The following is a 22429-nucleotide window of genomic DNA, read 5'->3' on the forward strand; positions in this document are numbered from 1 at the left end:
CCCCCCCCCCCCCCCCCCCCCCCCCCCCCCCCCCCCCCCCCCCCTTCTGTGCTGGTGACGGTCGCTCACGTGGTGGGCGCCGGCGCAATCCTCGACGGGACGGTCAGGCGCGGGTCTCCGACAGGACGCGGAGCTTGATCGTCTGGTCCATCGAGCGCAGGGCGTCGATGACCGCGGCCTCGAGGACCGAGCCCGCGTCAGTGACGACGTAGCCGATCTCGCCGCGCGTCGCGAGGAGCTGCCCCTCGATGTTCGTGCCGTGCTCGGCGAGCGTCCGGTTGACCGCTGCGAGAACTCCAGGGGTGTTGCGGTGCAGGTGCGCCACGCGAGCGACACCGGTCGAGTTCTCGAGCGCCAGGTTCGGGAGGTTGACGCTCAGCGTCGTGGTCCCGGTCCGCACGTAGTCCTTGATCTTGTTGGCGACGAAGACGCCGATCGCCTCCTGCGCCTCGAGCGTCGAGCCGCCGATGTGCGGGGTGAGGATGACGTTCGGCAGGCCCCGGAGCTCGGACTCGAACTGGTCGCCGCGCTTCTTCGGCTCGTGCGGGAAGACGTCGATGGCTGCACCGGCGAGGTGCTTCGAGAGGATCGCCTCACGGAGGGCACCGGTGTCTACGACGAAGCCGCGCGAGAGGTTGAGGAAGATCGCTCCAGGCTTCATCTGAGCGAACTGCTTCTCGCCGAACAATCCGGCGTTGCCGCCGCGACCGTCGACATGGAGCGTGACGATGTCCGAGACCGCGAGGAGCTCCTCGAGCGAGTCCATCCGGCGGGCGTTGCCGAGGGAGAGCTTCTCCGCGGTGTCGTAGAAGACGACCGACATCCCGAGGTTCTCACCGAGGACGGAGAGCTGGGTGCCGATGTTCCCGTACCCGATGATCCCGAGCGTGCGTCCACGCACCTCGTGCGAGCCTTCGGCCGACTTGTCCCAGACTCCGGCGTGCAGGGCCTTGTCACGCTCGGTGAGTCGTCGGGTCAGGGAGATGATCTCGGCGAGGGCGATCTCCACGACCGAGCGCGTGTTCGAGAACGGTGCGTTGAACGCAGCCACTCCGTGCGCCGCCGCGGACTTGAGGTCGATCTGGTTGGTCCCGATGCAGAACGCGCCGATGGTCAGCAGCTCGCTGGACGCCTCGATGACGCGGTCGGTCACCTGGGTCTTGGACCGGATCCCGAGGATCTGGACGCCGTCGAGGGCGTCGATGAGCTCGTTCTCGTCCAGCGCGCCAGCGCGGGTCTCGACCTCGATCCCTTGGGCGGCGAGGATATCGACGGTGAGTGGGTGGACATTTTCGAGGAGGAGGGCCTTGAGCACATCGTCATGGTCCTCCTCGGCGGGGGTTTGGCCAAACGGGTCTTGTCACTCGGACGGCGTCGGAGGTCCGTCCGAGGCCTCGCGCAGACCCAGCGGGAGCGGGAGCGCATGCGTGATGTGCAGGAACTTCGTCGGACGGGTCATGGCGACGTAGAGGTCGGAGGCACCGCCCGGGCCCGTGAGGATCTCGTGCGGCTCGACGAGGACGACCGCGTCGAACTCGAGTCCCTTCGCCTGGGATGCCGTGAGCACGGACAGTGCGTCGAGGGGAGCCGACGCGTCGACGGTACCCGCGGAGCGTGCCACCTCAGCGAGCTCGCGGAGCAGTGCGGCGTGCTGCTCGGTGCTCGCGATGACGGCGACCTGGCCAGCACCGTCCTGGACGACCTCCGCGAGGGTGCGCAGGGCCAGTGCGACGCTGTCGTGGACGATCCGGCTCGCGGCAGACGCGTGGATGTTCAGTGCGCCCGGGTACTCACGCGCCGACGTGAGCGGGGAGACCGGCAGGCCTGCTGCGAGCGCGAGCTCGCGGGCTGCGGTCGCGACGGCCTCGGGTGTCCGGTAGTTCACGGTGAGCTCCTCCTGGCGCCACGCGTCGCGAAGGAGGGGGGTCAGCATGGCGGACCACGATCGGGCGCCTGCGGGTGAGGACGTCTGTGCGACGTCGCCGACGATGGTCATGGACCGGGTGGGGCACCGGCGCAGCAGTGCCCGCCAGGCCATCGCGGACAGCTCCTGCGCCTCGTCGACGACGAGGTGCGCATACGTCCAGCTCCGGTCCTGCACGGCCCTCTCTGCCGTCGTGAGGTACGACCCGCCGGTCGAGAAGCGCTCGGCGAGCGTCTGGGCGTCGACCAGGCCGTTGCCGGCCCCCGAGCCCTCGAGGACCTGGCGTGCGTAGTCCAGCGTCTGGGCCCGTTCCTCGGAGTCGAGCCGGGCCTGGGCCTTGGCTGCCTGGTCGTCCTCACCGAGGAACTCGGCGGCCTCGTCGAGCAGCGGGACGTCCGACTCGGTCCACGGTGCGCCTAGCGGCCGCTGGAGAGCGCTGCGCTCGGAAGGGGTGAGCTCGGGCGCTGCCTCGGCGAGCCGGTGCGGCTTGACGTAGAGGTCCTCGACGAGGCGCTGGGGGGTGAGCGGCATCCATGCGAGGTTGAGGGCGATGCGGATCTCGCGGGTGGTGCGCAGCTCTTCGATGACCTCGCCGCGCTCGTCGTCAGCGAGCGGGAAGCGCATCTGCTCGATGTACTGGTCGGCCAGCCGGGAGAGCATCTCGCGGACGAACGTCACGCGTGCGAGGTTGTGCGGCTTGTGGTGGCGGCGAGCCTTCGCGATCGCGTCGCGCACGTCGGATCGACGGATGACGATGTCGTGCCCGTCGACCCGGACGTGCGCGTCCTGGGCGGGGACCCGCTCGCGGGCGCGCACCGCTCGTCGGACGATCGCGCCGAAGACGGAGCGGCCCTTGAGCTCGGCGACGTCGGGCAGCTCGGTGGCGCGTGCGGAGACACCGGGCAGGAGATCGGCGATCGTCGTGCTCACCACGCCGGTCTCGCCGAGCGAGGGAAGGACCTGGTCGATGTATCGCAGGAAGGACTGGCTGGGCCCGATGAGCAGGACGCCCGAACGCTCCAGCAGCCGACGGTGGGCGTAGAGCAGGTAGGCGGCGCGGTGGAGGGCGACCGCGGTCTTGCCGGTGCCGGGCCCGCCCTGGACGACGAGGGCCCCCTGGAGGTCCGAGCGGATGATCGTGTCCTGCTCGGACTGGATCGTGGCGACGATGTCGCCCATGTGGCCGGTGCGTCCGCTCGCGAGGGCCGCGAGCAGGGCGCCCTCGCCGGAGAGGTTGAGCGTGCTCCCGTGCCGGCCAGGCATCGACAGGTCGAGGATCTCGTCCTCCAGCCCGGTGACCGTGCGCCCCTTCGTCACGAGGTGCCGCCGCCGGGACACGGAGTCGCGGTGCGCTGCCGTCGCGCGGTAGAACGACTGTGCTGCCGGCGCACGCCAGTCCGTGAGGATGGAGGTGTGCTCGGCGTCCGTGAGGCCGATCCGCCCGATGTACCGTGCGGTCTCGTCGTCGAAGTCCAGCCTGCCGAAGCAGAGCCTGTCCTCGACGGCCTCGAGCAGCGCTGCCCGGTCTTCGTACAGGGTGGCGAAGGCGTCGCGCTCGCTCCGGTTCTGCGGCGAGCCGCTCGGGCCCACGCGGCGCACCTCGGTGAGGCGCTCGCGAGTGATCCGGCGCAGCTCGTCCAGCCGGGTGTACAACACGTCGAGGTTCTGTTGTTCCAGCTGGATCTCGTCGGACTGATCGGTCACGCTTGTCCCTCCAGGAGCGGGCGGATCGCGTCGGACGACGGTGTGGACGCCCCGGGCTCGCGACCGTCCATTATGGCGGACGTGGAGGCGGTCCGAGGAACCGTCCCGTGATCGGCGCCGTACCGGCCCGTCGCGCGTCTCGGTCTACCATCGGGTGACCTTCCAGGGACTGCGACAGAGAACGGGGGCAGGGCGAGGATGACGGACATCGGTCTGACGGTGCCTGTGCGCGTGCTCCTCGTCGAGGACGACGACGGCGACGCGCTGCTCGTCGAAGAGCTCTTCGCCGATGCCGACCTCGCGGTCACGCTGAGCAGGGCCCGAACGGTCGCCGAGGCGCTCCTGCGGCTCGACGTCGACTGCGTCCTCCTCGACCTCGGGCTCCCTGACGCCGCAGGGCTCACGGCGGTCGAACGCGTCCGTGCCTCGCCGGAGGCTCCGGCGCTCGTCGTCCTCACCGGGCTGACCGGGAGCGACGTCGGGGTCGCTGCGCTCGCGGCAGGCGCGCAGGACTTCCTCGTCAAGCACGACGTCGACGCCGACATGCTCGCGCGCTCCGTTCGGTACGCGGTGCAGCGGCGGCTCCTCGACCTGCAGTCGCGGACGATCTACCGCAGCGAGATCCGGGCGGAGGAGACCGCTCGGCTCGAGCGGGCGCTGCTGCCCACCCCGTCGATCGTCGACGCGCGGCTCGCTGTGCACGTCGGCTACCTCCCCGGGGGCAACGGACTGCTCGGCGGGGACTTCTATGACGTCGTGGAGCGGCCGGACGGGTCCGTTCTGTGCATCGTCGGGGACGTCGCAGGTCACGGGCCTGACGAGGCGGCGCTCGGCGCGACGCTGCGGACCGCCTGGCGCACCCTCGTGCTCGCCGAGATCGACGATGCCCGGATCCTGCCGCTCGTGGAGCGCGTGCTGGTCAACGAGAGGTCTCGGCCGGAGACATTCACCACGCTGTGCCAGGTCGTGGTGTCTGCTGACAGGTCGAGCGCCAGCCTCTACCTCGCCGGGCACCACGCGCCGATCGTGCTGGGGGAGCCGAGCCGGGGTATCGACGCGGTGTGCCGGGGGCCCGCACTCGGGATCCCGGTCGACCTGGCGTGGCCGGCGCAGCACGTCGAGCTCGGCGAGGCGTGGTGGCTCATGCTCTACACCGACGGTCTTCTCGAGGCGACGATCCTCGATCAGGCCGACGTCGAGGGAATCGACGGAGAGGATCGGTCGCGGGATCGGAGTGCGGCTGGACGGGGCGCACCGCGACTCGGGCTCGAGGGTCTGCTCGAGGCGGTCGACGCGGAGTTCCGGCTCGGTACCGAGGACTTCGTCGGTCGCCTCTTGCACACCGTGCGGGACGCGCACGGGGGACGCCTCGCCGACGATGCCGCAGTGCTCCTCGTGGGCTGGGCCGGACCGTCCGGTCACGGCGGCGGGCAGCGGTCGGCGACCCTCGCCGACTCCGAGGAGTGGAGTTGAGAGGACTGCGAGGTCGAGGCGTGACGAATCACGACGAGGGCGCCGCACCTTCCACCCTGCGTCGCCAGCTGAGCATCACGCTCACGGCCGCCGGTGCGGCACTCCTGCTCGTCCTCACGGCGGCGGTGTACTCCCTCACCCAGGTGATCGCGCTGCAAGGGCGTGTCACGGGCTTCTCCTACGAGGTCATCGCGTCCGGGGACGAGCTCTACGGATGGCTCGAGGACGCGAGTACCGCGCTCGACTCGTTCGTCACGGTCGGCTACGAACCGACGCTCGCCCCGTTGGACGCCTCTCCCGAGTCAGCGACGCGGTCGGTTCGTACGGCGCTCGTCGACGAGCTGGGTACCGGGTCGCCGAGGGTCGCGGAGCTCGACTCCGCGGTCGCTGCTGCCCGCGCCTGGCACCAGGAGTACGCCGAGCCTGTGCTGGCGATCGCGCGGGCAGGCGGGAGCGATGCCGTCCCGGCGGACCTGGACCGGCTCGGGGCGTCGCTCCACTCCGCGGCACGCGCCGAGGCGCAGACGTTCACACAGGCGCTGCGCGCGGACCGTGATCTCGCGGCGCACGAGCTCTCCTCGTGGACGCAGGCGCTCTTCTTCGCTGTCGTGCTGCTGTCGCTCGCCGCGCTCGGCGCGGGGCTCGGGGTCTGGTTCACGCTCCGGCGTCGGATCCTCGAGCCGCTGGCAGACCTCGCAGCCAAGGCCGAGACCGTCAGCGCGGGATCTCTCGACCAGGCGGTGCGCACCCGTGCGCCCGGAGAGATCGCGTCCCTCGCGAACGCGGTGGACTCCATGCGGGTCGCGCTCGTGGACCAGATGGCAGCCGCCAGCGCGTCCCGTGCCGAGATCGCCGAGGCGCACCGGCAGGTCACGGAGCAGGCCGAAGAGCTGCGCCGCTCCAACCGCGACCTCGAGCAGTTCGCGTACGTCGCGTCCCACGACCTCCAGGAGCCGCTGCGCAAGGTGGCCAGCTTCACCCAGCTCCTCCAGAAGCGCTACGGAGGTCAGCTCGACGAGCGTGCCGACCAGTACATCGAGTTCGCCGTGGACGGCGCCAAGCGCATGCAACGCCTCATCCAGGACCTCCTGGGTTTCTCCCGGGTCGGGCGCTCTCTCGACGAGCCCCGGCCGGTCGAGCTGGCGGGCGCTCTGCAGGCCGCGCTCGTCAACCTTGAGCCGATGCTCGAGGGGAGGGGCGCGCGTGTCGAGGTCTCCGACCTCCCGACCGTCCTCGGCCAGCCGACGCTGCTCGTCCAGCTCTTCCAGAACCTCGTCGGGAACGCCGTGAAGTTCAGCGCACCCGACCGGTCACCTGTGGTCCAGGTCGGCGCGGTGCGTCGCGGCTCCGGCTGGGAGCTCTGGTGCACGGACAACGGGATCGGGGTCGACGCGCAGTACGCCGACCGCATCTTCGTCATCTTCCAGCGTCTGCACCCGAAGGACGTCTACGCCGGGACCGGTATCGGGCTCGCGCTGTGCAAGAAGATCGTGGAGTACCACGGTGGAGACATCTGGGTGGACACCACACCACACGACCCAGACGGCGGCACGCGCGGCACGACGATCCGCTGGACCCACCCCGATCCGGTCGAGGCGCCCACCGGCGAGGTGGGTGTCAACGACGCCGTCGTGGTGGAGCTATCCTCATCGACTGACGCATCGACGTCGACAGACGACGCGGCCGAGCCCACAGGGCGTGCCGTGGAGAATCCCGAGGAGAGACAGTGATCGGACCGATCGACGTCGTGGAGGTCCTGCTGGTCGAGGACGACCCGGGCGACGTGCTCATGACCCGCGAGGCCTTCGAGCACAACAAGGTCGCGAACCACCTCACCGTCGTCAACGACGGCGTGAGCGCGATCGAGTACCTGCGCAAGCAGGGTCCGTACGTCGACGCCGTCACGCCGGACCTCATCCTCCTCGACCTCAACCTCCCTCGGATGGACGGCCGCGAGGTGCTTGCAGAGCTCAAGGCCGACGACGAGCTCCGCAAGATCCCCGTCGTGGTCCTCACGACGTCCGAGGCCGAGGAAGACGTCGTGCGCGCGTACTCGCTCTACGCCAACGCGTTCGTGACGAAGCCGGTCGACTTCGACCGGTTCATCGAGGTCGTGCAGAAGATCGACGACTTCTTCGTCTCGGTCGTCCGGCTCCCGTCTCGCTGACCGAGGATCGTCCGGGTCGGCGCGGCCGGGAAGAAATGCGCGCTCGGACGTGTTTGACCTGTCGATCGTCTGAACACGGCTCGGTGGACCTGTCCACGGGCCACACCGACAGGAGGACCCAGGTGCTTGACCCTCGCGGGCTCTACGAGATCGACACCGAGGTGGAAGGTGCGAGCGGCCTCGACGCTGCCGTCGGCGGCACGGGTCCGGTACTCGTCAACGCGCTCCGCGGGCTGGTCGACGCGGGAAGCACCGGCGCTCTCGCCGTCGAGCACCTGCTGTCTGCGTCGGAGACGTCGCGACTCGTCACCTTCGACATCGACCAGCTGCTCGACTACCGCTCCAAGCGTCCGACCATGGTCTTCGACTCGAACGCGTTCTCGAGCTACGACGCGCCCGTCCTCGCGATCGACGTCGCCCACGACACCGAGGGGACGCCGTTCCTCGTGCTCCACGGGAGCGAGCCGGACGTGCAGTGGGAGAGGTTCGTCGCCGCTGTGTGCTCGCTCGTCGAGCGCTTCGGCGTCTCCCTGACGGTCGGCATGTACGGCATCCCGATGGGCATCCCGCACACGCGTGCGATGTCGGCGACCGCGCACGCGACCGACAGCACGCTGATCGGCCACGCCACGTCCTGGTTCGGGAAGGTCAAGGTACCGGCGAGCGTCGCCAACCTCCTCGAGCTGCGGCTGGGTGAGGTCGGCCGCGACGCGATCGGGTACGCGGTGCACGTCCCGCACTACCTCGCACAGTCGGCGTACCCGCCGGCCGCGATCGTCGCGCTCAACCACGTCGAGGCGGCGACCGGGCTCTCCCTGGGGACGGACGCGCTCGTCACCGCGGCTGGAGAGGCACGAGAGTCGATCGAGCGTCAGGTCGCGGAGTCCGAGGAGGTCGCCGAGGTCGTGCGTGGACTCGAGGAGCAGTACGACGCCTTCGCGCGCTCGGCCGAGCGAGGCAGTCTGCTCGCCGATGCTGCTCCGATCCCGACGGCCGACGAGCTCGGTGCTGAGTTCGAGCGCTTCCTCGCGCAGCAAGGGCCCGACGCGCCGTAGCGGCCCGCGGCCGGTGCGGTGGTCCCGGGCGGTCGCGAGAACGCCCCGGCGCGGTCCTCAGCGCTCCGGGGGCGCCGGGTGCGGCTCGCCGTCCCGCTGGACAGGGGCGTGGCCGGCGAACTGTTCCGTCTCGGCGCCGGTCGAGAGGATGTGTGCGGGGACCGCGAGGGAGCGCAACGACCGGGCGAGGCCCGCGGAGCTGAGGGTGTCGGACCGCTGACCGCTGACCGGCGTCCGCAGGGCGAGGACGAGGTTTCCGTACCTGCGGCCCTTGAGAAGACCTGGCTCGGAGACGACAGCCACCTCACCGTGCCACGGGTCGGCCGACGTGGCACTGGAGGGCTCGCTCCGTGCCCGCGAGGCTGCGGCGGCCTCGGCGCGAGCGAGTGCGGCGCGCAAGGTCGCCACCTCCGCACGCGCGGCGCTCAGCGGTGGTCTGTCGGCGCAGTTGACGAGGTAGAGCCCTCCGGGGCGCAGGACACGCAGGACGTCGTCGACGAACTCGCCCGTGACGAGGTGGTGCGGAGTGCGGTCCCCGGCGAACACGTCACGGATGACGACGTCGGCGCTCGCACTCCCGAGCGTCGCGAGCTCAGCACGGGCGTCGCCTGCGCGCAGGCGCAGGCGAGGGGAGCGAGGGAGCTCGAACCAGGTCCGGACGAGCTCGAGGAGGCGGGCGTCGATGTCGATGCCGATCTGGCGCGAGCCCGGTCGGGCGGCGTCGAGGTACCGCGCCATCGCGCACCCGGCTGCACCCAGGTGGACCGCGTCGAGCGGACCGGGCGGGACGCGCTCGAGGACCGCGCACATGATCTCCATGTACTCGAAGCCGACGTTCGTCGGGTCGTCGAGATCGACGTACGAGCTCGGGACGCCGTTGACGTGGACGGTCAGGGCCCGTGGGCTGTCCCGGTCGGCGACGAGCTCCACGGTGCCCGACGACGTCTCGACGGAACCCTCCGGGAGCAGCGTCTGGGTCGAGCCCTTGCGTGTCAGTGGTCCGGAGGAGGATGTGTTGCGAGAGGAGCGGCGAGCCATCGCCCCAGACTAGGCGTCCCAGGTCCCCGCCCGGCACGGTGGACGTCGATCCGCGACGAACGTCTTGACAGCATTCGAACAGATGTTCGACACTTGGAGTGGGAGGACCGACATGACAACCGCACCAGCACCTCTGCACCCCGGGAGCACGGCACCGCTCTCTCGCAGCGTCCTCGAGCTCGTCCGTCGGTGCGACGGTGAGCTGTTGGCTGCGCAGCTCGCCTCGGACCCCGCTGAGCGCTTCACCCACGGACACCTCGCCGCGCTCCGGCTGGCGGGCGCTGTCCTCTCGGCGGAGCCCCAGCGACCCGCTCGACGCGGAGCGAGCAGCGCATGGCGGAGACTCGCCACGCAGGAGCCGGCGCTCGCTCCGTGGGCGACCTTCTTCGAGTCGGGTGCGAGCGTACGGTCGGCGATCGATGCCGGGCGGACGTCCGTCGTCGACGACGCGCTCGCCTCCAGGTGGGTCGCCGCCGCTGAGGACTTCCGCGACGCCGTCTGCGTCCACCTGGGGATCGATCCGTTCAGCGATCTCGGTCCGAGCGTGCGGCGGGCGTCGTGAGCCGTGGTCCGCGGTCGACCGCACCGCGCCGGTCCTGGGGGGAGGACGACTCCACCGCGTCGATCCTCCACGTGGACATGGATGCGTTCTTCGCCTCGGTCGAGGTTGCTCGGCGACCGCACCTGCGAGGCCGTCCGGTGATCGTCGGGGGTGCGGAGCGGGGTGTGGTGCTCGCCGCCACCTACGAGGCGCGCGCCTTCGGAGTGAGGTCCGCCATGCCGGTCGGCATGGCGAAGAGGCTCTGCCCGCAGGCGACCTACATCACGCCTGACCTGCCCGCATACCGCGAGGTGTCGCGAGGGGTGATGGAGCTCTTGGGCGAGGTGACGACCCTCGTCGAGGCGATCAGCGTCGACGAGGCGTTCCTCGACGTGAGCGGTGCGCGTCGGCGGCTGGGCTCGTCCACGGCGATCGGCGCATCGATCCGTGAGAGCGTCCGTGCGCGGTTCGGCATCACCTGCTCGGTCGGTGTCGCGTCCTCCAAGTTCGTCGCAAAGCTCGCGTCCACGCACGCGAAGCCGGACGGCCTCATGCTCGTCCCACGCGAGGCGACGGTGCCGTTCCTCCACACCTTGCCGGTCGGGGCCCTCTGGGGGGTGGGAGAGAAGACGGAGCAGAACCTCGCGCGCTGGGGCATCCTCACCGTCGAGCAGCTCGCGACGACCGACCCGACCGTGCTCCGGCACATCCTCGGTACTGCTGCCGGTGACCATCTCCTCGACCTGTCCTGGGGCCGTGACGCTCGCCCGGTCGAACCGGTCCGGAGGGAGCAGAGCATCGGCGCGGAGAGCACGTTCGGGCGGGACGAGTACACGACCTCGGTCGTCGAGTCGAAGATGCTGGCGCTGGCCGACCGGTGTGCTGCGCGGCTCCGACAGCGCGAGCTGCTGACCCGAACAGTGAGCGTCAAGGTCCGCACGAGCGACTTCCGCACGCTCACCCGGTCGCGAGCGCTCCCGTCGCCCACGGACAGCGGGCAGGAGATCTACCTCGCCGCGCGCCAGCTGTACTCTGCCGTCGACCTGCGCGGTCTTCCTGTCCGGCTCGTCGGGGTCCGTGCAGAGACGCTCGAGGCCCGGGGGCAGGCGGCGATCCAGCTGACCCTCGACGACGCGGTCGGGGACGTCTCGGAGCAGCAGCGTCAGGTGGAGTCCGCGATGGACGACGTCCGGCGGCGTTTCGGGGATCACGCGATCGGCCCGGGAGCGGCGAAAGACCGTTGGACTACCATCATGCGAGATGTCGAACTATCCTGATGGATACCAAGGCCCAACGAACAAGAGTGCGGGGGTAGAGATGCCTCTGTCCGAATACGAACAGCGTGTTCTGGAACAGATGGAGCGAGAGCTCACGTCTGACGACCCGCGGCTTGCGACGACGATGAAGTCGACGACGCCGCGATCGAGTGTGCGATACGTGATTGCCGGGATCGGCCTCGTGGTCGGTCTCCTCGCACTGGTGCTCGGGGCGGCCCAGTCCGTGCCGTGGGTGGGTGTCATCGGCTTCATCGTCATGTTCGCAGCGGTCGCCTACGCCTTCGCGCAGCCGAAGAAGGCAGCCTCAGGGCCACAGGGGATCGTGTCCGACAGCGGAGAGGTCCGCAAGCCCGGGGCGAGCGGATCGAGCAAGCGGTCCACCGGTCGACCGACGAAGCCCTCGAAGGGCAGCGGGTCGTTCATGCAGCGGCTCGAGGAGCGATGGGAACGCCGCAGTCGAGGAGACGGCACCGACTGATCAGGTCGGACGAGGCCTCACCACCTCGCCGACCCGTTCCGCGACGCGGATCACCAACGACAGCAGGAGCCGGGCGCGAGCCCGGCTCCTGCTGTCGTTGCGCGGGTAGCTCGGTCGACCCGGCGGCCGGCTGATCTCCCGGGCACCTGTCCCCGCTGCGAGCGGTCCGTGCCGGCGGCCGCACCGCGCACTCCCGGTTCCTCGCTCCTGCCGTCCCGCCGACGTGCCGGTCGGCATGCGGACCGGTGTCGAGCCCGCAACCCTCCACATCCCTCCCCGGACGTCGCCATCTCCATGCCGAGGGCGCTCTCCCGCCGGTTCTGGCCCGCAGAGTTCGGTGCTTTTCTCTGCTGACGCCATTTCCGCGTTCCGCCCCGAGAAATCCCTCCACCACCCACCACCCACCTCACCTGCAGGTTTATGGCGCGGTGGGTGAAGTTTGTGTGTTTCCCCGGGAAGGGTGGAGGGAAGTGGAGTACCGTGGAGCCACCTGGAGCAAGAAGGAGAGGTGCCGGCAGTGAGTGAGCTGTTCGGTGGTTCCCCAAGCCTTCTCCTGGGTACGTACACGCCCCGGCTCGACGAGAAAGGACGCCTCATACTTCCTGCGAAGTTCCGGACCCAGCTCGCCCAAGGTCTGGTGATGACGCGGGGCCAGGAGCGGTGCCTGTTCTTGCTCCCGATGGACGAGTTCCGTCGGATGTACGAGCAGATCCGCCAGGCACCGGTAACGAGCAAGCAAGCCCGCGACTACCTGCGTGTCTTTCTCTCGGGAGCGTCTGACGAGACCCCTGACAAGCAAGGTCGAATCTCGATACCGGCCAACCTTCGTCAGTACGCAGGTCTTGATCGTGACGTCGCAGTGATCGGCGCAGGAACCCGGGTGGAGATCTGGGACGCACCGACCTGGGAGACCTACCTGGCCGAGCAAGAAGCCTCGTACTCGGACACCGCGGAGGAGATCCTCCCCGGGCTGCACCTCTGACACGTACGCACGAGCACGACCCCGGCAGGCCGCACGATGAGGCCTCCTCCCGCCACTCTGACGCACTTCCCCGGCGTCAGACGGTCGCGGAGGGAGACCTGATCGGGTGGCCTCCACCCACCAGCACCCACGAGCACTGGGCACAGACCACGGAGAGGCAGGAGGCTCGATGACGCAGGATTCTCAGTCGCAGCCGGGTGCCGGTGACGCGGCCGGCCGGCACGTCCCGGTCCTGCTCGACCGGTGCGTCGAGCTCCTTGCCCCCGCGCTCGAGGCGCCGGGCGCCGTCTATCTCGACTGCACCCTCGGCATGGGCGGGCACACCGAAGCCGTGCTGGAGCGCTTCCCGGAGGTACGTGCGATCGGCATCGATCGCGACCCACAGGCTCTTCGGCTCGCGGGGGAGCGGCTCGCCGGTTTCGGTGACCGGTTCGTCGGGGTGCACGCGGTGTACGACGAGATCGCCGATGTCCTCGCGTCGCTGCAGATCACGAGCGTCCAGGGAGTCCTCATGGACCTCGGGGTCTCCTCCCTGCAGATCGACGAGACGGAGCGGGGGTTCTCCTACGCCCACGACGCGCCTCTCGACATGCGCATGGACTCGACCGCGAGCCTCACGGCCGCTGACATCCTCAACACCTACGACGAGCGCGACCTCGCCCGGATCCTGCGCGACTACGGCGAGGAGCGCTTCGCTGGGAAGATCGCGCGATCGATCGTCGCGAAGCGTGCCGTGCGCCCGTGGTCGCGGTCCGCAGAGCTGGTCGACCTCGTCCGGGCGTGCATCCCTGCGGCGACCCGCAAGACCGGAGGTAACCCGGCCAAGCGCACCTTCCAGGCACTGCGGATCGAGGTGAACGGTGAGCTCGAGGTCCTTGCCCGGGCGCTGCCCGCTGCCGTCGAGGCGCTGGACGTCGGCGGACGGATCGTCATCGAGTCCTATCACTCGCTCGAGGACAGGCTCGCCAAGCGCGAGCTAGCCCGAGGTGCCGTCTCCAGCGCTCCTCCGGATCTCCCGGTCGAGCCCGAGACGCACCGTCCGTACCTCAGGCTCCTCACCCGAGGCGCTGAGGACGCCGACGAGCGTGAGCTCGAGCTCAACCCACGTTCCGCGTCGGTCCGTCTCCGAGCGGCCGAACGCACACGACCCACACCTGACCACCTGAAGAACCGGACGGAGCGCTGACCATGAGCACAGCACACGCCAGCGCAGCGCGGACCCTGCCCGAGCAGCGTCCCACGCCACTGTCGCGACCGTCTGCGGCGCCGCCGAGGCTCCGGCTCGTCCAGTCGCCGACACAGGCTCGGAGTCGAGCGCCGTTCGTCCTCACGTGCATCGGTCTCCTGGCCGGGGCGCTGCTGGGGACGCTCGTCCTCAACACGGCGATGGCCGACGGGTCCTACGAGGCCCAGTCGTTGCAGCGAGAGCTCGCGGCCCAGGCAGAGGTGACGGACACGTTGCACGCACGCCTCGATGCACTGCAGTCACCGCAGGCCCTGGCGATGCGTGCGACCGAGCTCGGGATGGTGCGTGTCTCCGAGCCCCCCGTGCTGCGGCTCTCGGACCGGACGATCATCGGCGGTGCGGTCAGCCCTGCGGCGGGGCAATGACTCCATCGGGTCCAACCCCTCGGACGCCGCGGTCGAGCGCGGGCACACCTGGCGACGCCGGCGGTCGCCGACCTCGTACGCCGCGCCCGGGTGACTCGGCGCGGGTCGGCTCTGACCGCACGGTCGACCGGAAGGCTTCCCCCCGCACGACGGAGTCTGGGCGCAAGACCGCGCCTGCACGCAAGACAGACGCCGGACGCACAACAGACTCTCCACGCACGGCCGGCTCGCGGAGCACGACCGAGCGACCGCGTTCGTCCACGACGCGCGGCGGCGCGAGCTCGGCGGGCACGACGGGTGCGCGACAGTCGCAGACGGGTCGATCGAGAGCGAGCACGGGCACGAGCGCTCGCGGCGCTGCACCAGCGCGTTCGCCGCGAGCGCCGGCGGGTGCACCGCGAACGGCAGCATCGAAGCCTGTCGCACCGCGATCGAACTCCGCGCGCACGACGTCATCGCCGCGGAGCGCGACACGTTCGGTCGCGTCGCCCAGAGCGGTCGTGGGAGCACGCTCCGGGTCGGCGGCGCGGTCGACCTCCTCGAGCACGGTTCCTCGGTCCTCGTCCTCCTCGGCGTCGAGCCCACGGATCGTCTTGCGCGACACGGCGTCGACCGCGCGGGCACGCAGTGTCGTGCGCCGAAGCGGCGAGCCCCGGAAGCCGAAGCCCGCGAAGGAGGCTTCCGACCCGGGACGCCGGATCCGGTTCCTCAGTGTCGTCGTCATGCTCGTCCTCGTGCTCTTCTCGGGACGGCTCGTCTACGTCCAGCTGTACGCCGGCGAAGCTCTCGCGGCCGTCGCGCAGGACATGCGGACGAAGGTGACCGCGATCCCGGCGGTCCGCGGTGAGATCACCGACGCCGACGGAGTGGTGCTCGCGACGTCCGTCACGCGGTACGACATCTTCGTGGACCAGGAGCTCATCGCCAACTGGAAGCACTACGAGGACCGCACCCTCCTCGGCGGCCCCACCGAGGCGGCACGGCTGCTCTCGCCGATCCTCGACATCCCCGCCCCCGAGCTCGCCGCCCTGCTCAACGGGGAGCGGAAGTACAAGGTCATCAAGAAGGACGTCGCGCCGGAGACGTGGGACGCCATCCGCGCGCTGGAGATCTCCGGCGTGTTCGCGACGCCGTTCTCCAAGCGGTCCTACCCGGCCGGCACGACCGGTGGAAACCTCATCGGCTTCATCGGCAGCGACACCGTCGGCAAGGCGGGCCTCGAGCACTCCCTCAACGACACCCTCGCCGGCACCGAGGGCAGCATGACGTACGAGCGCGGGTCGAAGGGGCACGTCATCCCCACGGGGGTGCAGTCGACCGTCCCCGCCGTCCCGGGGGACGACGTCCAGCTGACGATCCTCACGGATCTCCAGTGGCTGGCGGGGGCTTCGCTGGACGCGCAGATCGCCAAGATGGGCGGCACGGGCGGTTTCGTCGTCGTCATGGACATCAAGACAGGGGCGATCCTCGCTCTCGCGGACTCCGGCACGTTCGACCCGAACAGCCCGGACGGCTTCGGCGGGAGCAAGGCCATCTCGACCATCTTCGACCCGGGGTCCACCGCGAAGGTCATCACGATGGCTGCCGCGATCGAGACCGGCGTGGCGACACCGACGAGCCAGTACCAGGTGGAGGACAAGTACACGACGGCGAACAACCAGACCTTCGAAGACTCCCACGAGCACGAGATGGAGAACTGGACGCTCACCGGGATCTTCGCCGACTCGTCCAACACCGGCACCGTCATGGTCGGCCAGAACATCCCTAAGCAGGTCCGCCACGACTACCTCAAGAAGTTCGGGTTCGGCGAGACCACGGGCATCGAGCTCGCGGGGGAGGAGAAGGGCCTGCTCGCGCCCGCGGACAGCTGGGACGGGCGTACGGAGTATGCGGTGCTCTTCGGGCAGAGCGTCTCGGTCACGGCTCTTCAGGCGACCAACGTCTTCGCGACGATCGCGAACGACGGGGTGCGGGTCACCCCGCACCTCGTGGCCGGGACGACACCGGCGGGCGGAACCTTCAGCCCGTCCGTGCAGCCGGCCGGTGTCCAGGCGATCTCGCCCGGGACCGCGGAGCAGGTTCTCTCGATGATGGAGTCGGCCGTCGTCGAGGGCACGGGATCGAACGCAGCCATCGACGGGTACCGTGTCGCAGGCAAGACCGGGACGGCGCAGACCCCGGACGCCAGCGGAGCGCTCAACAACATCCTCGCGTCGTTCATCGGCGTGGCACCCGTCGACGACCCGCGTCTGGCCGTGGGCGTCTTCATCGAGAACCCGAAGGTGTCGATCTTCGGCGGCGACGCCGCCGCACCCGTCTTCGCCGAGGTGACGTCGGCCGGGCTCCAGCAGCTCGGTGTCGAGCCGTCGGGAACCGTCGCGAACCTGTACCCGACCACCTGGTGACCGTGGGCCGAGACCGGCCCACGGCAGCCGCAGCAGCCGCCGGACCGTCTCGACCGTGCGCGGGGCGCTGGCCCTCGCAGGATAGGTTTGTCCCATGACTTCCGTGCACGACCAGATGCGCCCCGCCAGCTCGAGCGCTCGGTCCGTCGGCGCGATCTCCGCACGGTTCGACCTCGTTGCGCCGGACTCGTCGGCGCAGGTGAGCGTCACCGGCCTGACCTCGAGCAGCGGCGACGTCGTCCCCGGAGACCTGTTCGTCGCGACCCAGGGATTCACCTCTCACGGCGCCCGCTACGCGGCCGACGCAGTCCGTCGCGGTGCGGTCGCGATCCTCACGGATGCGCACGGCCGCAAGCTCGTCGCCGAGAGCGTGCGCTCGCTCAGCGCCACCAGCGCCACCAGCGCCACCAGCAGCGCCTCCGGGGCTACGGGGGCGGTGCCCGTGCTGCTCGTCCCCGACGGCGCCGACGTGCGGGCCCTGCTCAGCGGTCTCGCCGCATGGTTCTACGGGGACCCGGCGGACTCGCTCCTGACGTTCGGCGTCACGGGGACCAACGGCAAGACCACCACCACATACCTGCTCGACCAGCTGTCCCGGGCGCAGGGACGCACGGTCGGGCTCATCGGCACGGTCGAGACACGGTCGGGCGACCGCGTGCTGCCGAGCCGACTGACCACGCCCGACGCAGCGACGCTGCAGGCCGTCCTGGCGACCATGCGGGAGGACGGTGTCCAGACGCTCGCGATGGAGGTGTCCTCGCACGCGCTCGCGCTGAACCGGGTCGACGGCATCGTGTTCGACATGGTCGGCTTCACGAACCTCAGCCAGGACCACCTCGACTTCCACGAGACGCTCGACGAGTACTTCGCAGCGAAGGTGACATTGTTCACCCCGGAGCGAGCGCGGCGCGGTGTCGTCGTCGTCGACGGTCGCTGGGGCCGCCGCTTCGCCGAGGCGGCGCGCATCCCCGTCGCGACGCTGAGCGTCGAGAGCGCCGGAGCCACCGACTGGTGGGTCACCGACGTCGTCCCAGAGAGCGACGGCTCGGCGTTCACGCTGCGTCATCGCGACGGGCGCAGCATCCGGACACGCACGGCTCTCCCGGGCGCGTTCAACGTGGCCAACGCGGCGCTCGCGCTGACGATGGTGGTCGAGGCAGGGGCGGACACCGAGGCGCTGTCTGCGGCGCTCGACCTGTCGGGCGGCCTCGACGCGGCGGTCCCGGGCCGGATGGAGCTCGTCGGTGCGTCGCCGCGCGTCGTCGTCGACTTCGCGCACAACGCCGACGCCCTCGAGCTGGCGATCTCTGCCCTGCGCCCGACGACCCGCGGACGGCTGACGGTCGTCTTCGGCGCGACGGGGGACCGGGACAAGGGCAAACGGCCTACGATGGGCGCTGTCGCAGCGCGTGCTGCCGACGTCGTGGTGATCACCGACGACGACCCGCACGGAGAGCCCGCCGAAGGGATCCGGGCCGACGTCCTCGTCGGTGCCCGTGAGGTCGCGGCCGGTGCTCCTGGTGAGACCCGGGCGCACGTCGTGGAGGTCCTCGAGATCGCTCCACGTGCGCGGGCCATCCGTGAGGTCGTCCTCGCCGCGCAGGAGGACGATACAGTCCTCGTTGCCGGTCGGGGCCACGAGGTGTGGCAGGAGATCGACGGCGTGAACCACCCGCTCGACGACAGGGTCGAGGTGCGGGCTGCACTGGCGGCCCGCGTGAACAACACGAAGGAGCACGACGAGTGATCGATCTGACCGCAGCAGAGATCGCGCAGGTCACCGGGGGCGAGCTGACCGCTTCCCCCGAGCTCGTCGTCCGCGGCACGGTCGAGACGGACTCGCGGAAGGTGGGCCCGGACGGACTCTTCGTCGCGATCGTCGGCGAACGGACCGACGGGCACGACCACGCGCAAACGGCCGTCGACGCGGGAGCCGCGCTCGTGCTGGCGTCGCGTGCGATCGAGGGGACGCCGTGCGTCGTCGTCCGCGATGTCCAGCTGGCACTCGGCCTGCTCGCTGCCGAGCACCTGCGCCGACTGCGCGGCGTGGGGCCGGTCGAGGTTGTCGCTGTGACGGGATCCGTCGGCAAGACCACGACGAAGGACCTGCTCGGCGAGGTGCTCGCCTCTGCAGGGGAGACGGTGCTGCCCGCGGGCTCGCTCAACAACGAGATCGGGCTGCCGCTCACGGTGCTGCGCGCGACACGCAGCACGCGCTTCCTCGTCCTGGAGATGGGCGCCTCCGCAGCCGGCGACCTCACGTACCTCACGGGCATCGCCCCTCCTGACGTCGCCGTCGTCCTGGCTGTCGGTAGTGCCCACCTCGGCGGCTTCGGCGGCCTCGACGCCGTCGCTCGGGCGAAGTCCGAGCTCGTGACGGGTCTGGCACCCGGCGGGGTCGCGGTGCTCAACGCCGACGACCACCGTGTCGTCGCGATGCGGGACGTCGCGCCGGGTCGTGTGGTGACCTTCGGCACCGTCCGCGACTGCACGGTGCGTGCTGTCGACGTCCGCATCGACCGCGGCGGCCGGGTGTCCTTCGAGCTCCAGCACGCTGGTGCTACCGCGCCGGTCGCTCTCCGTCTCGTCGGGGAGCACCACCTCACCAACGCGCTCGCTGCCGCCGCGGCCTCTCTCGAGCTCGGGCTGCCGCTCGCCGACGTCGCGGCGATCCTCAGCACGGCGGCCGCCTCCAGCCCGCACCGGATGGCCGTCACCGACCGTCCCGACGGTGTGACCGTCATCGACGACTCCTACAACGCGAACCCGGACTCGATGCGCGCGGCGCTCAAGGCCCTCGCTGTCATGGCGGGCCGCGACCGACGATCCATCGCGGTCCTCGGCGAGATGCTCGAGCTCGGACCGGACTCGCGCGCGGTGCACGACGAGGTCGGCCGCCTGGTCGTACGTCTGAACATCAAGCTGCTCGTGGTCGTCGGAGCCGGCGCGTCCGGCATCGGTGACGGTGCGACCCAGGAAGGGTCCTGGGGCGACGAGGTGCTCGAGGTCCCGGACGTCGACAGCGCCTCGCGGTTCCTCGCGGGGGAGCTCCGCGACGGGGACGTCGTGCTCGTCAAGGCGTCCAACGGCGCGGGTCTGTGGCGCCTCGGCGACGAGCTCGCCGGCGCGGTCGCCTCGTGATCGGGGTACTCGTCTCGGCGGGAACGGCGCTGCTCGTCGCGCTCTTCGGCACACCGCTGTTCATCCGGCTGCTCGTCAGGCGCAACTACGGCCAGTTCATCCGGCAGGACGGACCGACCGCGCACTTCACCAAGCGCGGCACACCGACCATGGGTGGCGTCGTCATCATCGGGGCCACGATCGCAGGATGGGCGATGGCGTGCATCGTCAGCGGACGCCTTCCGTCGACGTCCGCCGTCCTCGTCATCTTCCTCATGGCGGGCCTCGGCCTCATCGGTCTGCTCGACGACTACATCAAGATCTCGCGTCAACGCAGCCTCGGGCTCTCGGCCCGGTGGAAGATCGTCGGCCAGGGAGTCGTGGGGATCACCTTCGCCGTGCTGGCGGTGCGCTTCCCGAACGAGAACTTCCGGACGCCTGCGTCGATGAAGATCTCGTTCATCCGTGACACGAACATCGACCTGGCGTTCGCCGGCGTCACGCTCGGCCTCATCCTCTTCGTCCTCTGGGCGAACCTCATCATCACCGCCTGGTCGAACGCGGTGAACCTCACCGACGGCCTGGACGGGCTCGCCACCGGTGTCTCGCTCATCGTCTTCGGCGCGTACGTCATCGTCGGGATCTGGCAGTTCAACCAGAACTGCCAGCTCGCGGGCTCGGTCGGACCACGTTGCTACGAGGTGCGGGACCCGCTCGACCTGGCGATCGTCGCCGCGGCCATCATGGGCGCCTGCTTCGGCTTCCTCTGGTGGAACGCCTCGCCGGCGAAGATCTTCATGGGCGACACGGGCTCGCTCGCCCTCGGCGGCGCGCTCGCAGGTCTCTCGATCCTCTCCCGGACCGAGATCCTCGCGATCATCATCGGTGGGATGTTCGTGCTCGTGGTCCTCTCGGACATCATCCAGATCGGCTTCTTCAAGATGACCGGCAAGCGCGTGTTCAAGATGGCACCGCTGCACCACCACTTCGAGCTCTCGGGCTGGGGCGAGGTGACGATCGTCATCCGCTTCTGGATCATCGCCGGTCTCTTCGTGGCCCTCGGTATGGGCATCTTCTACGGTGAGTGGGTCGTGGGCTAGTGGTCGACCTCGCTTCGGCTCGTGTGCTCGTCGTCGGCCTGGGCGTGACCGGTCGCGCCGTCGTCCGGGCGTTGGCCTCACGTGCCGGGTCGGTCGTGTCGCTCGACGCGCGCGCTGCGGACGCCGACGTCGCCGACGCGGGTGAGGTCGACCTCGGTGCGGTCGACCTCGTCGTCGCGTCCCCGGGCTGGCCACCGACCACACCCGTCCTCGTCGAGGCGCTCGCACGCAGCATCCCCGTGTGGAGCGAGGTCGAGCTCGCCTGGCACCTGCGCGTGGCCTGCCCCTCCACTGGCGAACCCGCGCCCTGGCTCGCGGTCACGGGGACGAACGGCAAGACGACCACGGTGGAGATGCTGCAGTCGATCCTCGAGGCGGACGGGCACCGCACGGTGGCCGTCGGGAACGTCGGACGACCGCTCGTCGACGCCGTGCTCGACGAGACCCTCGACGTGCTCGCCATCGAGCTCTCGAGCTTCCAGCTGCACTTCACGCACTCGATGTCCGTCCTGGCCGGTGCTGTCCTCAACGTCGCGCAGGACCACCTCGACTGGCACGGATCGCTCGAGGACTACGCGCGCGCCAAGGGCAGGATCTACGAGCGGGCGCAGCGTGCGTGCATCTACAACACTGCCGACGCCCGGACGGAGCAGCTCGTGCGCGACGCAGACGTCCGGGAGGGCGCGCGCGCGGTCGGTCTCACTCTCGGGGCTCCCGGACGCTCGGAGCTCGGGGTGGTCGACGGAGTCTTGTGCGACCGAGCGTTCCATGCTGCGGACGACGACCCGACGCGCCACGAGCGTGCCGCGGAGCTGGGCACGCTGGACGACCTGGCCCATCTCGCGGGACCGGACGGCAGCGTGCCGTCGCACGTCGTGTCGAACGCGCTCGCCGCCGCGGCTCTTGCGCGCGCGTACGGTGTCGGTGCCTCGGCGGTGCGGGACGGGCTCCGGGCCTTCCAGCCCGGGGGCCACAGGATCGAGACGGTCGCCACCGCGCCGGCACGTCACCGGACCACGGACGACGGCATCGCAGCCCCCGGCGCCGATGAGCCGCCCGCGGTCGCGTTCGTCGACGACTCGAAGGCGACGAACGCCCACGCAGCCGCAGCGTCGCTCGGGTCTTTTGCGCCGGGCACGGTCGTGTGGATCGCCGGGGGCCTCGCCAAGGGAGCCACGTTCGACGAGCTCGTCCGGTCCCGGGCCGGCCAGCTCCGGGCCGCAGTCCTCATCGGCACGGAGCACGCCGGGCTCCGTGAGGCTCTCGAGCGACACGCGCCCGATGTGCCGGTCGTGGAGGTCGATCCTGGTGACACTGGGACGGTGATGCATCGAGCGGTCGACCATGCTTTCGACCTCGCCCAGCCTGGGGACACCGTCCTCCTGGCGCCGGCGTGCGCCTCGATGGACCAGTTCAGCTCCTACGCCGAGCGCGGCGACGCCTTCACCGCCGAGGCGCGCCGCATCGCCTCGGCGACCCGGTAGCGGCGCACGATGGCAAGGACTGCGACGCCGCGGCGGCCCGAACCGCTCGCTGCGAACGACCGGACTCCGG

Annotated in this window: 19 protein-coding genes; 15 read left to right on the forward strand and 4 right to left on the reverse strand. The window is 70.3% G+C overall.

What is annotated here, in order from left to right; translation table 11 throughout:
- Positions 1-103: 103 nt before the first annotated feature.
- Both serA and ABKW26_RS10845 read right to left on the reverse strand, forming a co-directional pair.
- Positions 104-1315: a phosphoglycerate dehydrogenase gene (serA, locus tag ABKW26_RS10840; protein ID WP_348593569.1), complete on the reverse strand. Its 1212-nt coding sequence runs from the start codon at positions 1313-1315 to the stop codon at positions 104-106.
- A 45-nt stretch (positions 1316-1360) separates the two neighbouring features.
- On the reverse strand, positions 1361-3628 hold the full coding sequence (locus ABKW26_RS10845; protein WP_348593571.1) for an AAA family ATPase: 2268 nt from the start codon (positions 3626-3628) through the stop codon (positions 1361-1363).
- Positions 3629-3826: 198 nt separating this feature from the next.
- Here ABKW26_RS10845 and ABKW26_RS10850 point away from each other — a divergent pair, with 198 nt between their 5' ends.
- From ABKW26_RS10850 to ABKW26_RS10865, 4 genes are all read left to right on the forward strand, one after another.
- Complete coding sequence (locus ABKW26_RS10850) at positions 3827-5101, forward strand: SpoIIE family protein phosphatase (protein WP_348593573.1); 1275 nt, start codon at positions 3827-3829, stop codon at positions 5099-5101.
- 20 nt (positions 5102-5121) lie between these two features.
- Positions 5122-6831, forward strand: coding sequence for an ATP-binding protein (locus ABKW26_RS10855; RefSeq protein ID WP_348593575.1), 1710 nt, complete (start codon positions 5122-5124; stop codon positions 6829-6831).
- Positions 6828-7268 carry a response regulator gene (locus ABKW26_RS10860; protein ID WP_348593577.1) on the forward strand — a complete coding sequence of 147 codons (441 nt, stop codon included), beginning with the start codon at positions 6828-6830 and terminating at the stop codon, positions 7266-7268. The genes ABKW26_RS10855 and ABKW26_RS10860 overlap by 4 nt, the downstream gene beginning before the upstream one ends.
- A gap of 122 nt (positions 7269-7390) precedes the next feature.
- Entirely contained in the window at positions 7391-8323 is a 933-nt protein-coding gene (locus ABKW26_RS10865) for a PAC2 family protein (protein ID WP_348593579.1), read from the forward strand.
- A gap of 57 nt (positions 8324-8380) precedes the next feature.
- Here the strand turns inward: ABKW26_RS10865 and ABKW26_RS10870 are convergent, their stop codons facing one another.
- Complete coding sequence (locus ABKW26_RS10870; protein ID WP_348593581.1) at positions 8381-9361, reverse strand: fused MFS/spermidine synthase; 981 nt, start codon at positions 9359-9361, stop codon at positions 8381-8383.
- Positions 9362-9473: 112 nt separating this feature from the next.
- Here ABKW26_RS10870 and ABKW26_RS10875 point away from each other — a divergent pair, with 112 nt between their 5' ends.
- The 6 genes from ABKW26_RS10875 (at position 9474) to ABKW26_RS10900 (ending at position 14250) form a co-directional block, all read left to right on the forward strand.
- Complete coding sequence (locus ABKW26_RS10875; RefSeq protein ID WP_348593583.1) at positions 9474-9923, forward strand: SAV_6107 family HEPN domain-containing protein; 450 nt, start codon at positions 9474-9476, stop codon at positions 9921-9923.
- Positions 9920-11179 carry a DNA polymerase IV gene (dinB, locus tag ABKW26_RS10880; RefSeq protein WP_348593585.1) on the forward strand — a complete coding sequence of 420 codons (1260 nt, stop codon included), beginning with the start codon at positions 9920-9922 and terminating at the stop codon, positions 11177-11179. Before ABKW26_RS10875 ends, dinB begins: the two co-directional genes overlap by 4 nt.
- 40 nt (positions 11180-11219) lie before the next feature.
- Positions 11220-11657, forward strand: coding sequence for a DUF3040 domain-containing protein (locus tag ABKW26_RS10885; RefSeq protein ID WP_348593587.1), 438 nt, complete (start codon positions 11220-11222; stop codon positions 11655-11657).
- 526 nt (positions 11658-12183) lie between these two features.
- Positions 12184-12639, forward strand: coding sequence for a division/cell wall cluster transcriptional repressor MraZ (mraZ, locus tag ABKW26_RS10890; RefSeq protein WP_348593694.1), 456 nt, complete (start codon positions 12184-12186; stop codon positions 12637-12639).
- A 169-nt stretch (positions 12640-12808) separates the two neighbouring features.
- Entirely contained in the window at positions 12809-13825 is a 1017-nt protein-coding gene (rsmH, locus tag ABKW26_RS10895) for a 16S rRNA (cytosine(1402)-N(4))-methyltransferase RsmH (RefSeq protein WP_348593589.1), read from the forward strand.
- A gap of 2 nt (positions 13826-13827) precedes the next feature.
- A complete protein-coding gene (locus ABKW26_RS10900) occupies positions 13828-14250 on the forward strand; it encodes a hypothetical protein (protein WP_348593591.1) in 423 nt (140 codons plus the stop codon).
- Here the strand turns inward: ABKW26_RS10900 and ABKW26_RS10905 are convergent.
- Positions 14228-14974: a hypothetical protein gene (locus tag ABKW26_RS10905; protein WP_348593593.1), complete on the reverse strand. Its 747-nt coding sequence runs from the start codon at positions 14972-14974 to the stop codon at positions 14228-14230. The two genes, ABKW26_RS10900 and ABKW26_RS10905, sit on opposite strands and share 23 nt — an antisense overlap.
- On the opposite strand from ABKW26_RS10905, the gene ABKW26_RS10910 reads away from it, so the two are divergent.
- The 5 genes from ABKW26_RS10910 (at position 14973) to murD (ending at position 22359) form a co-directional block, all read left to right on the forward strand.
- A complete protein-coding gene (locus ABKW26_RS10910) occupies positions 14973-16655 on the forward strand; it encodes a penicillin-binding protein 2 (RefSeq protein WP_348593594.1) in 1683 nt (560 codons plus the stop codon). The genes ABKW26_RS10905 and ABKW26_RS10910 overlap by 2 nt on opposite strands.
- Before the next feature lie 94 nt (positions 16656-16749).
- Positions 16750-18402 (forward strand): UDP-N-acetylmuramoyl-L-alanyl-D-glutamate--2,6-diaminopimelate ligase, encoded by a 1653-nt coding sequence (locus ABKW26_RS10915; protein WP_348593597.1) that lies wholly within the window; start codon positions 16750-16752, stop codon positions 18400-18402.
- Positions 18399-19796: a UDP-N-acetylmuramoyl-tripeptide--D-alanyl-D-alanine ligase gene (gene murF, locus ABKW26_RS10920; RefSeq protein WP_348593599.1), complete on the forward strand. Its 1398-nt coding sequence runs from the start codon at positions 18399-18401 to the stop codon at positions 19794-19796. Before ABKW26_RS10915 ends, murF begins: the two co-directional genes overlap by 4 nt.
- Positions 19793-20875 carry a phospho-N-acetylmuramoyl-pentapeptide-transferase gene (gene mraY, locus ABKW26_RS10925; RefSeq protein ID WP_348593601.1) on the forward strand — a complete coding sequence of 361 codons (1083 nt, stop codon included), beginning with the start codon at positions 19793-19795 and terminating at the stop codon, positions 20873-20875. Before murF ends, mraY begins: the two co-directional genes overlap by 4 nt.
- On the forward strand, positions 20875-22359 hold the full coding sequence (murD, locus tag ABKW26_RS10930; RefSeq protein WP_348593603.1) for a UDP-N-acetylmuramoyl-L-alanine--D-glutamate ligase: 1485 nt from the start codon (positions 20875-20877) through the stop codon (positions 22357-22359). Before mraY ends, murD begins: the two co-directional genes overlap by 1 nt.
- Positions 22360-22429 lie beyond the last annotated feature (70 nt).

The sequence above is a fragment of the Sanguibacter sp. 25GB23B1 genome, from assembly GCF_040012415.1.
Taxonomy (GTDB): Bacteria; Actinomycetota; Actinomycetes; order Actinomycetales; family Cellulomonadaceae; genus Sanguibacter.